The 13,985-nt window shown below is 66.2% G+C and carries 14 protein-coding genes and 1 pseudogene; 3 read left to right on the top strand and 12 right to left on the bottom strand.

Annotated features, from left to right (window positions below):
- Positions 1-52: 52 nt before the first annotated feature.
- Genes ACJH5R_RS08835 through ACJH5R_RS08825 form a run of 3 tightly spaced genes read left to right on the top strand, consistent with a single transcriptional unit; the run spans position 53 to position 1,915 of the window.
- Positions 53-442, top strand: coding sequence for a hypothetical protein (locus ACJH5R_RS08835; RefSeq protein ID WP_406757930.1), 390 nt, complete (start codon positions 53-55; stop codon positions 440-442).
- Between the two features lie 40 nt (positions 443-482).
- On the top strand, positions 483-1,283 hold the full coding sequence (locus tag ACJH5R_RS08830; protein WP_406757857.1) for a VirB8/TrbF family protein: 801 nt from the start codon (positions 483-485) through the stop codon (positions 1,281-1,283).
- Complete coding sequence (locus tag ACJH5R_RS08825) at positions 1,280-1,915, top strand: twin-arginine translocation pathway signal (RefSeq protein ID WP_406757858.1); 636 nt, start codon at positions 1,280-1,282, stop codon at positions 1,913-1,915. Before ACJH5R_RS08830 ends, ACJH5R_RS08825 begins: the two co-directional genes overlap by 4 nt.
- Before the next feature lie 4 nt (positions 1,916-1,919).
- Here ACJH5R_RS08825 and ACJH5R_RS08820 read toward each other — a convergent pair whose 3' ends face one another.
- The 12 genes and pseudogenes from ACJH5R_RS08820 to ACJH5R_RS08765 form a co-directional block, all read right to left on the bottom strand.
- Positions 1,920-2,378 carry a hypothetical protein gene (locus ACJH5R_RS08820; protein WP_406757859.1) on the bottom strand — a complete coding sequence of 153 codons (459 nt, stop codon included), beginning with the start codon at positions 2,376-2,378 and terminating at the stop codon, positions 1,920-1,922.
- Between the two features lie 37 nt (positions 2,379-2,415).
- Positions 2,416-2,835 (bottom strand): hypothetical protein, encoded by a 420-nt coding sequence (locus tag ACJH5R_RS08815; protein WP_406757860.1) that lies wholly within the window; start codon positions 2,833-2,835, stop codon positions 2,416-2,418.
- Between the two features lie 15 nt (positions 2,836-2,850).
- Entirely contained in the window at positions 2,851-3,357 is a 507-nt protein-coding gene (locus tag ACJH5R_RS08810) for a hypothetical protein (protein WP_406757861.1), read from the bottom strand.
- Positions 3,358-3,374: 17 nt separating this feature from the next.
- On the bottom strand, positions 3,375-4,916 hold the full coding sequence (locus ACJH5R_RS08805) for an MCE family protein (RefSeq protein WP_406757862.1): 1,542 nt from the start codon (positions 4,914-4,916) through the stop codon (positions 3,375-3,377).
- Positions 4,917-6,080, bottom strand: coding sequence for an MCE family protein (locus ACJH5R_RS08800; RefSeq protein WP_406757931.1), 1,164 nt, complete (start codon positions 6,078-6,080; stop codon positions 4,917-4,919).
- Complete coding sequence (locus ACJH5R_RS08795; protein WP_406757863.1) at positions 6,080-7,528, bottom strand: MCE family protein; 1,449 nt, start codon at positions 7,526-7,528, stop codon at positions 6,080-6,082. The genes ACJH5R_RS08800 and ACJH5R_RS08795 overlap by 1 nt, the downstream gene beginning before the upstream one ends.
- Complete coding sequence (locus ACJH5R_RS08790; protein WP_406757864.1) at positions 7,525-8,619, bottom strand: MCE family protein; 1,095 nt, start codon at positions 8,617-8,619, stop codon at positions 7,525-7,527. The genes ACJH5R_RS08795 and ACJH5R_RS08790 overlap by 4 nt, the downstream gene beginning before the upstream one ends.
- Positions 8,620-8,665: 46 nt before the next feature.
- Entirely contained in the window at positions 8,666-9,694 is a 1,029-nt protein-coding gene (locus tag ACJH5R_RS08785) for an MCE family protein (RefSeq protein WP_406757865.1), read from the bottom strand.
- Positions 9,691-10,992 carry an MCE family protein gene (locus ACJH5R_RS08780; RefSeq protein ID WP_406757866.1) on the bottom strand — a complete coding sequence of 434 codons (1,302 nt, stop codon included), beginning with the start codon at positions 10,990-10,992 and terminating at the stop codon, positions 9,691-9,693. Before ACJH5R_RS08780 ends, ACJH5R_RS08785 begins: the two co-directional genes overlap by 4 nt.
- Positions 10,992-11,180: pseudogene (locus ACJH5R_RS08775) on the bottom strand (hypothetical protein); the annotation flags it as partial. The pseudogene ACJH5R_RS08775 and the gene ACJH5R_RS08780, both read right to left, overlap by 1 nt.
- Positions 11,181-11,220: 40 nt before the next feature.
- Entirely contained in the window at positions 11,221-12,426 is a 1,206-nt protein-coding gene (locus ACJH5R_RS08770; RefSeq protein WP_406757867.1) for a CaiB/BaiF CoA transferase family protein, read from the bottom strand.
- A complete protein-coding gene (locus tag ACJH5R_RS08765) occupies positions 12,423-13,925 on the bottom strand; it encodes an aldehyde dehydrogenase family protein (protein WP_406757868.1) in 1,503 nt (500 codons plus the stop codon). Before ACJH5R_RS08765 ends, ACJH5R_RS08770 begins: the two co-directional genes overlap by 4 nt.
- Between the last annotated feature and the right edge of the window lie 60 nt (positions 13,926-13,985).

The following is a 13,985-nucleotide window of genomic DNA, read 5'->3' as shown; positions in this document are numbered from 1 at the left end:
GGAGGAGCCCGTGACAGGCAGGCAGGTCGCCGGATCGTCCGTGGTTGCGGGGATGGCGTTTGCCGCTGCGCTGGCCGCGGCCATCCCAGCGGGCGCCGATGACACGGCGCCGCACCGGGTGCGCTACTCCGTCAGTTCCACCGAGACCGCCCAGGCATACATCTACTACCGCGAAGTGCAACCACCCAACTTCGGCGAGTACAGCCACAACCCGTATCAATACAGTCCGAAGGCAGACGTCATCATCGGGCCGGGCCAGCCCTGGATCTTCGACACCACCCTGGCCAACCCCGAGGACTGGGCAATGGTGGTGGTGTCACTGCCCGCGATGCATCCCGCTCCGGGCGCGCCCGGGTTCGTCTGCGAACTGCGCATCGACGACGTCGTGGTCGCCACCGACGCCGGTACTAAGGGGGCGCTCTGCTCCCTCCGCACTTGGTGAGGGACCCTGGTGCTGGGTGGACAACGGACAGGAGAGGCGTATGCCGTCGCGTGATCCGGCGAAGCCGGGGGGGCCCAGAAAGCACGTCGGAAAGCACGCCGCCAAGCGCGCTTCGAAGGACGCCCTGACCCTGGCGGAGGCCGAGGCGAAGGCCGCCGAGGCGGCGGCGGAGTTGGCCCGCGCCCGCGCGGAGCTGCTGAAGGCACAGCAGGAGTCCGAGCCGGAATCCACGGCCGCGGTCGAGCCGGAAACCGCGCAGGTAGTCGAGACGTCGGCAGCGGTCGAGCCGGCCTCGGGCGTTGACGAGGGCGACGCCGAGCAGCCGGCCGAGCGGCCCCGGAAGTTCGCGCGCGCCCGCAACGTGCTGCCCTGGGCGGCGGCGACGCTGGCCGTGCTCACCATCGGTGGTCTGATCGCCGCGGATGTGGTGATGCTGGCTCATCACAACAGCGTGGCGCAGCGCCAGCACCAATTGGCCGAGTATGCCGCCGCCGCACGTCAGGGGGTGGTGACGCTGATGTCACTGAACTACGAAACCGTCGATGACAACGTCAAGGCGATCCTGGACAACTCAACCGGTGAGTTCAAGAAGGACTTCGAAGACCACGTCGGCGATTTCACCAAGGTGGCCCGCCAGTCGAAAACCGTCACCACGGTCGACTCGGCGGTCGCGGGGGTGGAATCGATGTCCGACAACGACGCCGTGGTGCTGGTCGCGGCCAACACCAAGGTCACCAATGTCGCCGGGGCGAAAGAAGAACCCCGTGCCTGGCGCCTCACCGTGCACCTGGCCCGCGAAGGCGACCAGGTCAAGATGTCGAAGGTGGACTTCGCGGCATGAGCGAATCCGACGAGGATGACGTGACCGTCGAAACCACCGAGGAGTCGGTGGGCGACCAACCGACCGCGGACGACGAGACCGTGGATGCCGCGCTCGGGGGCCAGGGACCAGTCGAGGACGCGGCCGAGTCGGCGGCACCGGCCGTCTCGACGACGCGCTGGATCGCGGCCGCGCTCACCGGGCTGCTGGTGGCCGCCGCGGCACTGACGTACTGGCTCTACTTCGGGGTGCTCGGTGCCGATCGGCAGCTCGGGCCCGCGGACGAACAGGCGGTGATGGCTGCCGCCGCCGACGGCGCGATCGCCATACTGACCTACGCCCCAAAGACGATGGACCAGGATTTCGCCACCGCCGAGAGCCACCTCACCGGTGACTTCCTGTCGCACTACATCGATTTCACCCAGAAGGTCGTCACCCCGGCAGTCAAGGAGAAGCAGGTACAGACGGTGGCCGCGGTGGTTCGCAAGGGCGTCGTATCCCTGCACCCCAGTTCCGCGGAGGTGCTGATCTATCTCAACCAGACCACGATCAGCAAGTCGATTCCGGACGGCTCGTTTTCGATGAGCAGCGTCAAGGTCGGCTTGGAGAAGCACGACGGCCGGTGGCTGATCTCCTCGTTCGACCCCGTCTAACCTGTTACATCCGGACCAGGGCGAACGTCCAGGTGTTCACCCCGCCCGGGCCATTCATACAGCCCACGTCGAAATGTGATTCGACGACACCGGCCAGTGTGTTCGCATCCCAGGTGTAGGTGTCGCGCGTCGGCATCGAGGGCCCGAACGGACAGTTCAGACCGTTGGGGTAATCCGAGGTGAACGAGTACCGACCGTCCACCAGTTTGGCGGTACCACCGTAATATCCGCGACCGAAGAAATGCGGCCGGTCGATCGCACTCACCGTCACGCAGCCGGTGGGCAGGTCGTCGAACTTGCCCATCGTCTCGCACGGGTAAGCCGCCCACACCCATGTCGCGTCGGTCCACCGGTTGCTCAGGACCTCGTAGTTGCCATAGCGCATGTCGGCCGCGGCGGTCGGTGCCACCGCGGTGGCGACGGTCAACGCACCTAGCACTGCACCGACAGTGGTTCGGAACATGGGCGAACTCCCTCGACTTACCAAGATTGTTGTCCCGCTAGAGGTCTCCGCGACGCCACAGCGACTCGCCGTCGGCGACACAGGTCAAGAAAAGTCCATCGGGTGCCTGCGCCACCTCGCCGGAAAACTCGTCACACTTGCTGTTCTCCTCTTTGATGCCGTGCATCTCCGGGGAGCGGAACCAGCGGGGCTCGTAGCGGCGCGGCGACGCGCAGTACACCAGCCTGCCCGGCAGGGTCGAGGCCCCTGCGACTGCGGACCCGAAGACGAAGTAGGTGGTGTTGGAGCACGGCGCACCCAGCACGACATTCGGCATGATTCCGGGTGTGCACGCCGGGACGTCGCACATCGGTACGTATGGGTCGGCGACCGCCGGCACCGCGGGCGTCACGCCGGCGATTGTGCCTGCGGCAAGTAGCGCCGCGACAAGCACTTTCATCACGCGAGTGGTCTGCATGGCCTCCCCTACCGCCTAGAGCCGCTCGACGGTCAGCGGCATGAGGATCACCGTGGGCTGGTTACGTCCACAGGCCCCCGAGACGCCGATCGTCCGGTCGTAGCCGACCAGCCGGTCGATGTTGCGTTTGTCGTACTGGCCGTTGGTGTCGCTACCCTGGAACTGGTAGCGCTGTCGGCCGGACGAGGTGGTGCCGTCCGGGCAGGTCTGCCAGTTCTCGTGGAAGCGGTCGACGATCCAGCGCGAGGTACGAAATTCCAGCGGAGCGGTCCAGCCCTGGTCGCTGCTCACCTGGCCGGTGCAGACGTGCGCATTCTCGCAACTGGAACTGAATGTCCATACCGACGTGACCGTGACCTCATTCATGAAGACCTCATTGGTCTTGGCCCAGTCCCCGTTCGAAATGACCCGGTAGGGGCCGTTGAGTTCGAAGCCCAGGGCCGCCTGCGCCGGCGGTGCCGGAGTCGCCCCGACGACCAGTCCGAAAGCCGCTGTAGCGACGATCAATTCACGTGCGCGCATTCGTCCTCCTCCGGCACTCAGTACGGCATCAGGTCGGTCCACGACTTGGGCCCGGAACCGGGCACCAGGTTCGTCTGCTGCTCGTAGCGCCCATCGGGGGTCATGTACTTGCCGGTGTTCGGGTCATAGGGCACCACCGCAACCGAAGGCGTCTGTTCACCGATCCCGGCGTTCCCAGCCAACGGCGGCGGCGCCGGCACCTCTGGCCGCGGAGAATCCGGTGATGTGCCCGATGGTGTGGCCCACGGCGGCAGCGGAGTACCCCCGACCGGGGCGAAGAGCCGGTCGCTGAAATCGACCCGGTCATCGACCGGGATGCCCTGCTTGAGCAGGTTCGGGTCGAACGCAGTGGGCCCGGTGAGGTGCTGGCGCATCGCAATCGGGACGAAACCCTTGGGGTCGTCGCAGAGTTCGACGGTCGGCGCGCGCTTGCCAGGATGCTCGATACACGGGAAGTTGCGGGCACCACGCACCGATACCGGTGAGTCCTGCGGCAGTTTGCAGTACAGGCCGTCGGGGGTGTCGATTGTGGTGGTGTCGGCCGGAGAACGCCATGACGACGGCGGCAGGAACCCCACTGTGCATGGGTTGGGGTCCCCGAACGTGAGGGTGAAGTCGCCCTGCGGCAGACCGGTCGGGTTGTTCTTGGGCAGACCGAACGACTGCTGGGCCGCAATGTAACCGGGCAGCAGCACCATCAGCTGCTCCAGCGACGGGTTGTAGACCATCAGGACCTGCCCGAGGGTGTTCAGGTTGGCCAGCAGGATAGGCAGCGTGGGCTTGAGATCCTGCATTAGGCCGGATACTTCGTCGGCGAATCCGGGGCCGCGTTGCAAGATGGCGCGCAACTGCGGGTCGTTGGCCGCTACCTGTTCGGAGATCCCGGCCACGCTGCGCGCCCAGGACCGGATCGCGTCGGTGCTCTGCACCTGCGAGTCCAGCAACGGCGCACTGTTGTCGACCAGCTTGCGCACCTTGTCCGAAACCCGGTTGGCATCACCGCTGATGGTGGTTGCCGAGTCCAGCAAGGACTGGAAGTCATAGCCGGCACCGTCGAAAGCGACGAATGTCTCGTCGAGCAGATTACTGAGTTGGTCCTTGGGAATCGAGTCGACCAGCGCACTGACCTGATCGAGCATCGGACCGACCTGTTGGGGGACTTGGGTGTCCGACGCCGCGATCACCGAGCCGTTGTGCAGGTAGGGGCCGCCATCGGTGCGCGGCAGCAGATCGACGTACTGTTCGCCGATTGCCGAAACACTGCGCACCGCGGCCACCAGATCGGCGGGCACCTTAGGTGATCGATTCAGTGACAACGTGGCACGTACCCCGCCCGGCGTCAGCTCGACCTTGGTCACCGTGCCGATCTGCACCCCGTTATAGGTGACATTGGAAAACCGGTAGAGCCCCCCGGTTTCGGGCAGGTCCAGTTTGACCACCACCCGGCCGATCCCGAGCATGGTCGGCACCTGCATGTAGCCGAAGAGCATGGCTGAAACGCCGATCACCGAAGCCACCAGGAAGAGGATCAGCTGAATCCTGACAAAGCGTGTCAGCATCTAGCCACCGCCTCCCGAGCCAACCGCTCCCGGCGGCAGGGCCTGGCCAGACGACTGCAGAATCGGCTCTTGCAGCGGGTCGTAGGAGTAGTTCAGATACCAGGGATCACCGGGCGCCGGAACCAGTTTCGCGTCCTCGTCGCCCCACTGCGTGCCGGCGAACATGGCCCGCTTGAGGCGGGGCTTGGTGAGGTCGAAGACGGCGAACAGGTTCAGGAAGTCGCCCCGCACGGCGCGCTCGATCGCATTGGGCCCGTACGGGAAGGCCGAGGCGTAGGCCACTGCCGAGTTGAGCTCCGGGCCGATGTCGGCCAGCGAACGCAACGCCGGTTCGATATGGATGAGGTCGGAGACCAGTTGGTGCCCGGAGTCGTTGACCAGACCCGCCGACAGATCGCCGAACTGGCCCAGCTTGGTCAACGCGGTGACGAACTTGGGACGCTCCTTGATCAAGACGTCGATGGCCGGCGGAATCTTGTTCAGCGCACGGTTGATGGTGTCACGCTGCCCGGCGAAGGTTGTGGCCGTCCGGTTCATCTCTTCGATGGCCTCGACGATGTTGTTCCGTTGCCGGTCCAGCGCACCGGTGAAGGTGTCCAGCCGGACGATCAGGTCGCGAATGTCGCCTTCCCGGCCTGCCATGGAAGCGCTGAAGTTGTGGATGATGTCACCGATCTGACCGAGTCCGCCCCCGTTGACCAACACCGCCAGCGACGAGAGGGTCTGCTCGGTAGAGGGATAGGTCGAGGAGTCGCTCAGCGGGATCTTGGCCCCGGACTTCAGCCGCCCCGTCGGCGCCTGCCCGATCGGCGGATTGAGCGCCAGGTGCATGGAACCGAGCAGGCTGGTCTGCCCGACGGTCGCCACCGCATTCGCCGGCACCTCGACGCCGGGGTTGACCGCGATGTCGACGTTGGCGTGCCAGTTGCTGACGGTCATCTTGCCGATACTGCCGATCACCACATCGGACAGCATCACCGGCGAATTGGATTCCAGCGTGCCGACATTGGCCAGCTCGACGGTGAAGTGCTGTGCCCCGGAACCGCGGCCCTGAACGCCCGGCAGCGCCATCGAGTTCAGGCCGCCGAAGGCACAGCCGGATGTGGTGCCGGCGACCAAGACGGCGACCGCAGCGCTGCGCCGCAGGGATTTCAGACCCATCATCATGGCGTGGGCACCCCCTCTGCCGGCAACGGTCCGGGCGGCGGCCCAGGCGGCGGCGGACCGCCCGGCAGCAGCATCCCGTCGAAGGTGGTCGGACTGGGCGGCGGTACACCGGAGATCAGCGCCGGCGTCGCTGCGGCGGGCAGTCCGTCCGGCGCGTAGGAACCGCGCGGTTGCAACGGATCCGTCCATCCGGGCGGGGGCGGGACGTCGCCGTTCAGCCCGGTGTAGGCCGAGATCGACGGCGTCTGTTCCGGCAGGTCTCCCGGGTGCTCGGCGTGCGGCATCAACGCCGGGTCGGTGTAGATCAACTTGTCCGGGCTGGCCGCCTTGGTCAGGTACGGAGACATCGGGAACGGGAGCCCGTTGAAATTCAGCAGCCGCATGGCCGGACCGAGGTACCCCTCGCACAGCTTGCCGGTCTCCGTCGACGTCACGTTGCCGATCGCGCCGGTCATGGTGCAGATCGCCTGCACCGGGTTGCTGAAGTTGGCGAACGCGAACGAACCCACCGGGGTTCCGCTGGTCACGTTGTACATGTTGAGCGTGTTGGCGATCGCGTTCGGGGTGATATGCAGGATATTGCGGATCGCATTCTTCGAATCGACCAGCGTCTGACTGACTTGGGCCACACCCTGCAGCGCCTCGGCGGTTTCGGCGCGGCTTCCCGCCACGAAATCCCGCACCGTGTCGATCGCACCGGCGAAGTCGGTGAGGGCTGCATCCAAGTTGGATCGACTGTCGTTGACCACACTGGTCAACGTCGCGAGCCGCGACTCGAACACCACGATCTGCTGATCGCTGTCGCGTAGCGCCGTCACGAATGTCTGCAGACCCGAGATGATGTCGACGATGTTGCCGCTGCCCTCGGCGAAGATCCGGGCCACGCCGGAGAGCTGCTTCAGCGTTTCGCGCAGTTTGGCGCCGTTGCCGTCCATCGCATTGGCCGCGCTGTCGATAAAGCGCGCCGCCGACGTTCCCGAAACGCCGCTGCGCGGCCCCAATTCGGCGGCAAGCCGGTTCAACTGGGTCTTGACCTCGTCCCACTCGACCGGGACCGCGGTGTGCTCGCGCGGGATCACCGCGCCATCAGCCATCGTCGGCCCGTCGCCGCGATGATAGGCGGGGGTCAGTTGGACGAACCGTGCCGCCACCAGGTTGGGTGCGACGATCACGGCCTTGGCCTCGGCCGGGACCGGCACCTTGTGGTCGACGCGCAGGGTGAGCTTGGCTTGAGTCCCTTGCGGTTCGATCCGGTCGATGGTGCCGACCTTCACCCCGGCAACCCGGACCTCGTCACCGGGATAAATCGCGGTCGCAGTGGAGAAGTACGCGGTGATCCGGGTCGGCTTCAGGACGGTCTGGCGGACAAGGATGCCTGCACCGGCCAGTAGCAGCAGTGCCGCCAGGGCGGCCGCCGCCATCTGCAGTGGTCTACGAGTCCTCATCGGGGCGGCAGGTCTCCTGGTTGTGGAATCCCATTGACCGGGAACGGCAGTTCGGCACGCGGTCCGGCATTGTCCGGCGGCTGACCGGCATCGACGCCACGACGGAATCCGAACGCGTAGTCGAAGAACGGCTGGAGCAACTGAGGCAGGAACAGGTTCGGGACATAGGCGCTGTAGTAAGCCCCGTTGGACACCGTCTCACCTTGGGTGAGTTCGTATTTCGCCAAACCGGGCAGCGCCTTGGCGAGGTTGTCCCGGTTCTTCACCAAGATCTTGTTCAGCTCGATGATTTTGTCCAGCGTCGGTTTGAGCTGTTCGTTGTTCTGAGCGACCAGTTCGGACAGCTGCCGCGACACCGCGGAGGTGCTGACCAACAGGTTGACGATGGCCTGCCGCCGGGTGTTGAGCACCTCGACGAGACTGTCGGCGTCCAGGATCAGCGAGTTGATCTGCTGGCTGCGTTCGGAGAGCACACCGGTCAGATCAGCCGCCGACTTCAACAGGTCGGCAAGGCCCTCATTGCGACTGTTGACTGCCCGGGACAGCCGGCTCAGGCCGTCGAACGTCGGCCCCAGCTGCGGGGCGATCTGGTCGATGGTCTCGGAGAGGGTGTCCAACGACCGGTTCAGTGACTCGGTGTCGGTGCCGGCGGTGTTCGTGGTGAGTTCGCCGACCACGTCGACCAGCGAGTACGGCGACGACGTCCGGGTGAGCGGGATGACCTCCAGCGGATGCATCTTGCCGCTGCCCGTCGGCTCCACGGTCAGCACCCGCTCACCGAGCAACGAACCGGTGCGGATGTGGGCCGTGGTCTGCGTCCCCAGTCCGTACTTGCCCGCCAGAGTGAAGGTCACCAGGGCGTCGCCGTTGTCGAGCGCTACGTCGGTCACCGAGCCGACCTTGATCCCCGACAGCGTGACGTCGGCACCAGTACTGAGGCCACCGGCCTCGGCGAACCGGGCCTGGTAGCGCACGCAGGTGGCCCACTGGATCAGCTGCTCGGGCTGCAGCCCGATCGCAACGATGAATGCGACGACCACGACGCCGATCAGGCCCATGCGCATCAGATGGCTGCCATGGTATTTCAGCATCGGCGGGTCCCCCGTCGTACCGAGGCGGCACCGGGCAGCACGGCGCTCAGTCGGTGTCGCTGCATCGGCCCTCCTCCGCTTTGATCCACGGGAACACCGCGGTACGGCCTTGGGTATCGCTGACCCGGATCTGGACCGCGCAGAGGTAGTACTGGATGAACCCGCCGTACGCCCCGAGCCGGATGGCCTTGCGGTAGTTCTCCGGCGCCTTCTGCAACGACATGTCCAGGCCGGCGAGGTCGGCGTTGATCGCGGTGGTCAACCGATCGACCTGAGTGATGGTGTTGGTCAGCGGATCGCGGGCGTTACCGAGCAGGTCCGCCAGCGACGCGGTGCCGCGGTCCAGGGCCGTGACCGCAGTCCCGATCGGGTCGCGGTCAGCCGCCAGCCCGGCCACCAGCTTGCTCAGCCGGTCGATCGCCCCGGAGAACCGCTTGTCACCGCCCGAGAGGGTGGCCAGCGTCGTGCGGAGCTGGTCGATCAGGGACTCGATCACTTGGTTGTTGTCGGCCAGGGAGTTCGAGAACGACGACGTCCGCGACATCAGGGAGTCGATGGTGCCGCCCTGACCCTGCATGATCTGGATCAGCGACGCCGTCAGCGAGTTGACGTCCTGGGGATTCAGGCCGCGGATCACCGGCTTGAGGCCGTTGAGCAGCAGGTCCAGGTCCAGGGCCGGCGCGGTCCGTTCGAGCGGGATCTGCCCTCCCTTTCCCAACAGCTGAGTCGAACCCGGCCCGTCGGCCAGTTCCAGGTAACGGTCACCGACCAGGTTCAAGTAGCGCACCGAGGCCTGCGTGCCGGTGGTGAGTGGGATGTTGCGGTCGGCCTGGAACTTCACCAAAACCGTTCCGTCCGGACGCAGCGACACGCCGCCGACCGTGCCGACCCGCACTCCTGCGACCCGCACGCTGTCGCCGGCCTTGAGCCGGGAAGCGTCGGCGAACACCGCCTGGTAGCCCACCGTGGGGCCGGTTCGGACCTCGGCGAAGATCGCGAACAGAAATACCGTCGCCAGCGCCATCACCACGGCGTAGATGCCGAACTTGATCAGCGTTCCCATTCCGCTTCTCATCCCGGCATCCCCACCTGGGCGCTGTTGCGCGGCGGACCGCCGATCGGCCCGAACAGCGCCTGCTTGAGGCCGTCGGAGTTGAGCAAAATGCCCTGGTTGCCGTATTCGTACGGGTTGGCTCCGGTGTCGGCGATCAACGCGGGCACCCGATACTCCGGCGGTACATCGGGCAGGCCCAGTTCCGTGCAGTAGGAACGGTCGGAGCGGGCCGCCACCTTCGGTAGATGATCGGGGTAGCGGTAGCGTTCCTTGGCCAGGGTGAAGCTGGCGGTGATGATGATGCCGGGGACGTCGAACGGCGGGGATTTGGCGAACGGCACCAAGCCGCCGATCGCGCAGCCGAGCTCGTCGTGGTACTTGTCCAGCAACGCGGCGGTCGGCTCCAGTACCTGCGTCAAGTCGGTCAGGACCTGCCGATTCTCTCCCAGTACCTCGTTGCCGGTATCGGCCAGCCCGATGGCGCTGAGCAGGAAGCTGTCCAAGCTGTTCTGCTCTTGCACAACGCTCTCACTCATGGTGCTGGTGGCGTTCAGTGCGGCGGTCAGGTCCGGTGCCGCGTCGGCGTAAGAACGAAACACCGGAGCCATGGTGGTGGCCTCGTGTTCGAGGGTGCCCAGGCTGGGCTCGATCTCGGCCAGCAGCTTGTCGAAGTCGGTGAGCGCCTGCCCCAGCTTCTGCCCGCGTCCGTTGAACGCCGTCGAGACCGCACTCAGAGTCTCGTTCAGCTTCTTCGGGTCGATCTTGTCCAGGACCCGCACCAGTTGTTGGAACACCGTGTTGATCTCGACCGTGACATGCTCGCCCGCCAGGACCTGGCCGGCGTGCATGCGGGCGGTGACCGGTTCGGGCGGCGGCACCAAATCGACGAACTTGGCTCCGAACACCGTCGAGGAGGCTATCCGGGCGCTGACGTTGGCCGGGATCAGCGGCAGTTGTCCCGGTTCCATCTTCAGATGCAGGACGGCGGTGCCATCGGGCTTGGCCTCGATGTCGCCGACCTTGCCGACCTGCACACCGCGGATCTTGACCTTGGCGTCGGGGTACATCACCAGGCCGGCGCGCTGCGAGAGCACCGTGACGGGCACCGTGCGGGTGAAACTGCCCCGGAACAAGCCGATCGGCAGCCCGATCGCTGCCGCGATCGTCAGCACCGTCGCCAGCCCGATCAGCGGACGCAGGTACGCCGGCGGCTGGCGCCTGGCACCGGCGGGCCGATGCCGGCCCGCGGCGGCGGACCGTCGGTCCGGGTCGTGGAGGTCGCCGCCCAAGGGTGGATCCGCCGTCGCTCCCAGAACCATTACCGCTCCATCACCGCGGCGTCGAGGCAGGCGTCATCGTGAGCCGAGATCAGTGCTCCCACACCACTAGGCACCACCGCTGCCGCCCCTTCCACGATGGTTACCGCCGACACCGCGGCCCGACCCCCGAAGAGTTCTACGCACTGTGCCACACCAGTGGCACCCGACGGGTGGCCTTTGCGAGTCAAGCAGCACGGCATTGCGATTCCCCAGCTCCTACCCGATGACCTAGGTGACCGCGCCGACGGTCTTGAGTTCGATGATGCGGTCCCAGTCCAGGCCGAGCTCGACCAGGATTTCATCGGTCTGCTCGGCGAATCCGGGTGCCGGACCGGTCGCTGGGGCGGCCACGTCGAACTGCACCGGATTGGCCACCAACTCCAGTTCACCGGCCTGCACGATGTATTCGTTGGCGCGGATCTGCGCGTCCGCAGCAGCCTGCAGGGTGTCCTGCACCGGCGCCCACGGGCCGGCCAGGGTGGCGAAGCGCTCGCTCCACTCCGGCAGCGTCCGCTTGGCCATTGCCGCGCGCAGGATCTCCACGGCGGCCGGGGTGTGCTCGGCGAACGACTGCGCGGTGGCGAACCGCGGATCGTCGATGTAGTCGTCGAGTTCCATGTGCTGGCACACGTCGGCCCAGAACTTGGTGGGTTGCATCATGACAAACGAGATGTAGCGCTCGTCGGCGGTCGCGTAAACCCCGACCAGCGGGTTGATCGGCGAACCATGCACACCGGGCGGCTGCTGGATCAGACGCTCGCCCAGATGACTGGTCAAGGCGACGGTATGGCCCATGGCCCAAAGGCCGCTGCCCAGCAGAGACACGTCCACCACCGACGGCTCGCCGGTGCGCTCGCGCTGGAACAGTGCCGCCGCGATACCGCCGGCCAGATTGGTGCCGGAGATGGTGTCCCCGTACGCGGGTCCGGGCGGGCCGATCATGCCCTCGATGCCGGGCGGGGTGATGGTGGCGGCGGTACCGGCGCGACACCAGAAGGCGGTCATGTCGTAGCCGCCCTTTTCCGATTCGATACCGCGGGGGCCCAGCGCGCTGCCGCGGGCGTAGATGATCTTCGGGTTGACCGCACGGATGTCCTCGACGTCCATGGCGAACTTCTTGCGATGGCCGGGAAGGAAACTGGTCAGGAAAACGTCTGCGCGCTTTGCCAGTTCGAGCAACACCTCACGACCCTCGGGCGTCGACACGTCCAGGCCGATGCTGCGCTTTCCGCGGTTGGCGTGCTCGATGTTGGGGTTGGGGTCGCCTTCGACCCGCAACATGCCGGTCTGGCGCAGCCCGCGCTGCGGGTCGCCGGTCACCGCGTGCTCGACTTTGATGACCTCGGCGCCCCACTCCGCCAGCACCGCACCGGCAGAGGGGACGAACCCGTACATCGCGACTTCCAGGACGCGAACGCCTTCGAGCGGTCTCATCCGCCTGCTCCGGCTACCGGCACCGCGAACGTCTTGCTTTCCAGGAATTCCTCCAGCCCGGCGATACCCATCTCGCGGCCGATCCCGGACTGTTTGTATCCCCCGAACGGCGCGTCGGGGCTGAAGTAGTTGCCGCCGTTGATCGAGAACGTTCCGGTCCGGATCCGGCGGGCCAGCGCCAGCGCCCGATCCTGGCTACCGAAGACCGCACCGGACAGTCCGTAGATCGAGTTGTTGGCGATCCGGACCGCGTCGTCGTCGTCGTCATAGCCGATCACCGTCAGCACGGGTCCGAAGACCTCCTCCTGGGCGATCTCGCTGTCCGGGTCGACATTGGTCAACAGCGTTGGGGTGTAGAAGAAGCCGGGATCGACCTTCTCCCCGCCAGTCACCAGGGTGGCACCGGCGGCCACCGCGCGCTGCACCATGGCATCGACCTTGTCGCGCTGCTTGGCGCTGATCAGCGGACCCATGTAGGTCTTGGGGTCGGTGGGGTCGCCGTAGCGCACGTGGGAGAAGTTCGTCTTGATCATCTCGACGATCTCGTCGTGATGACTGTTGGGTACCAGCAGCCGCGACGTCAGGGCACAGCCCTGGCCGGCGTGGGTCACCATCGAGAACGCAGCGAACACCGAGGCCATGTTGAAGTCGGCGTCGTCGAGGACAATCGCCGCGGACTTGCCGCCCAGCTCCAGGAAGACCCGCTTGAGTGTCCCGCTGGCAGCGGACATGATCGCCCGGCCGGTCGGGGTGGATCCGGTGAAGGTGACCATGTCAACGTCCGGGTCGGTGGTCAGCGCGGCGCCGACCGCGGGGTCTGACGAGCTGAGGACATTGACGACGCCGGCCGGGATGTCGGTGTGGTTGGCGATCAGTTCGCCGAGCGCCAGCGTCACCAGCGGAGTATCGGGCGCGGCCTTGAGCACCAGGGTGCACCCGGCGGCCAGCGCGGGCGCCAGCTTCGCCAGGGCCAGCTGGTTGGGGTAGTTGTAGGCGATGATCGCGGCGACGACGCCCGCGCCTTCCTTCTCCACCCAACGGTGGTGCAGCATTCCGCGGCTCTCGACGTTGCCGAGGTCTTCGGTCATCGGATAGTTCTTGAGCAGATCGGCGTAGTAGCGGACGATCGCGATCGGCTGGTCGAGCTGAGCACCCTGGGTCAGCGCCGGCGTCGCGCCAACCTCGGCGATGGTGAGCGCGGCGAATTCGTCACGATGCTCGACGAGTGCACGGTGCAGTTGATCCAGGCAGCGGACCCGCAGGTCGGTGTCGGTCGCCCAGTCACCCTCGTCGAAGGCCCGGCGTGCCGCCGCGATGGCCGCGACCGCGTGCTCGACGCCGGCCTCGGGGGCATAGCCCAGGACTTCTCCAGTGGCCGGGTTGAGCGAGGCATAGGTGGCGTCCGCCTCCACCAGCTCACCGTTGATCAGCAGTCGCCGGTCGACAACCTGTCCTGTGGAGCCGTCGGCGGTGGTGTCTGCCGTGTCCTGCGAACGCATCAAGCCTCCCGGGCGGGTAACTAGATTCTCATCTGCGGCGAATCATACATCTCATATGTG

Origin of the sequence: Mycobacterium sp. SMC-19 (assembly GCF_045310815.1) — a bacterium.
In the GTDB taxonomy this organism is placed as follows: Bacteria; Actinomycetota; Actinomycetes; order Mycobacteriales; family Mycobacteriaceae; genus Mycobacterium.
The sequence above is the reverse complement of the archived record's forward strand: the minus strand, read 5'-3'. Positions and strand labels throughout refer to the sequence as shown.